This is a genomic window from Streptomyces sp. NPDC058964, from assembly GCF_042741275.1.
Classification (GTDB): domain Bacteria; phylum Actinomycetota; class Actinomycetes; order Streptomycetales; family Streptomycetaceae; genus Streptomyces.
Map to the genome: position 1 here is coordinate 1 of NZ_JBHYKH010000565.1, position 1,032 is coordinate 1,032.

Annotated in this window: 2 protein-coding genes; both read left to right on the forward strand. The window is 75.0% G+C overall.

The annotated features are described in order from the left end of the window. On the forward strand, positions 1-678 hold a 678-nt coding region (gene cobJ, locus ACFW2E_RS40285; protein WP_384475084.1), incomplete at its 5' end, for a precorrin-3B C(17)-methyltransferase. Further along, positions 675-1,032 (forward strand): precorrin-8X methylmutase (locus ACFW2E_RS40290; RefSeq protein ID WP_384475087.1); only part of this gene is annotated, 358 nt, incomplete at its 3' end. The genes cobJ and ACFW2E_RS40290, both read left to right, overlap by 4 nt.

Consider the following 1,032-nt stretch of genomic DNA (forward strand, 5'->3'; position numbering starts at 1 on the left):
GAGGCGGAGCTGCGACGCGCCTCGGTGATCGTCGGCCTCGACCAGTACGTCGACCAGATCCGCGACCTGCTGCGGCCCGGCACCCGGGTCCTCGAGTCGGGCCTGGGCGCGGAGGAGGAGCGGGCGCGCACGGCGGTCGCCGAGGCCCGGGCGGGGCACGCGGTCGCGCTGATCGGCAGCGGCGACGCGGGCGTGTACGCGATGGCCTCCCCCGCCCTCGCCGAAGCGTCCGACGACATCGACGTGACCGGCGTGCCGGGCGTGACCGCGGCGCTCGCGGCCGCGGCGATCCTGGGCGCGCCGCTGGGCCACGACCACGTCTCGATCAGCCTCTCCGACCTGCACACGCCGTGGGAGGTCATCGAGCGGCGGGTGCGGGCGGCGGCCGAGGCGGACATCGTCGTGACGTTCTACAACCCGCGCAGCCGGGGCCGCGACTGGCAGCTGCCCAAGGCCCTGGCGGTCCTCGCGGAGCACCGCGAGCCGGCCACACCGGTCGGTGTCGTGCGCAACGCCTCGCGACCGGACGAGTCCAGCCGCCTGACGACGCTGGCCGCCCTGGACCCGGCGACGGTCGACATGATGACGGTCGTGACCGTGGGCAACACGGCGACCAGGGACATCGCGGGGCGCATGGTGACACCCCGCGGCTACCGCTGGCAGGAGGAAGCCCAGTGAACGGAGAGGCCCGTGTGGTGCATCCGATCGAGCAGGAGTCCTTCCGACGGCTGCGCGCCCGGCTGGACACCTCGCACTTCCCGCCGCTGACCCGGGCGGTGGTGGAGCGGGTCATCCACTCCGCCGCCGACCTGGAGTACGCGAGCGACCTCGTCATGGACGAGGGCGACCTGGAGAAGGCGCACACCGCGCTGCACGCCGGGGCGCCCGTGGTCGTGGACGTGGAGATGGTCGCGGCCGGGATCACCCGGCGGGAGACCGTCTGCCGGCTCCGGGACGCGAAGCCGGGGCCGGGGCTGACCCGTTCGGCGCACGCGATCCGGCTGGCGTACGAGCGGGTCGGCCCCGGTGGCC